The 580-nt window shown below is 55.2% G+C and carries 1 protein-coding gene; it reads left to right on the top strand.

Annotation, left to right across the window (positions count from 1 at the left end; all coding sequences use genetic code 11):
• Positions 1–450 (top strand): hypothetical protein (locus tag JLZ96_RS25105; protein ID WP_236254242.1); only part of this gene is annotated, 450 nt, incomplete at its 5' end.
• Positions 451–580 lie beyond the last annotated feature (130 nt).

Here is a 580-nt window from a genome sequence, read left to right as displayed (position 1 = left end):
CGCAAGCGCATAGCCGCGGTACAGAGGAGGGGCCCTCTCCGAATCGCGTCGTCCTACCGTACGGTCTCTGAGCCCGCGGTGCTAGTGGTCGCGGGAGTATTCCCGATAGACCTACTAGCCCAGGAGAGACAATTCGTCCACCAGAAAAGGTCCGTTTTGGGTAAGGAGGAGGCATCAAGGCTCGCCAGGTCTACCAGCATCGAAACCTGCCAAAGCAGATGGGAGCAGGAAACTAGGGGCAGATGGACTGCCCGACTCATCGGTCGACTTGACAACTGGATAAACCGGGAGGTGGGAGAGGTAGATTTCAACCTCACCCAATTCCTGACTGGGCATGGCTTATTCCGTTCCTACCTCGCAAAGATGAGGAAAACAGCAGATGGCAACTGCCCTTATGGCGACTCAACCCTCGACGATGCCCACCACACTTTTTTCATATGCGCACGGTGAAGCGGCGAACGATTTGCCTTGGAAAAGGAGCTCGGAAACATCTCGCCTGCTACGTGAGGGCAATCTTACGTAAGAAGAAGAAGGAGATGGTTGGCCCATAGAAATGCCACCAACGTTGCTCCAGGTTCCT

Origin of the sequence: Rhodococcus sp. NKCM2511, from assembly GCF_014905595.1 — a bacterium.
GTDB lineage: Bacteria > Actinomycetota > Actinomycetes > Mycobacteriales > Mycobacteriaceae > Rhodococcoides > Rhodococcoides fascians.
Note: the sequence above shows the minus strand (reverse complement) of the source record. Positions and strands in the feature narration are given on the sequence as shown.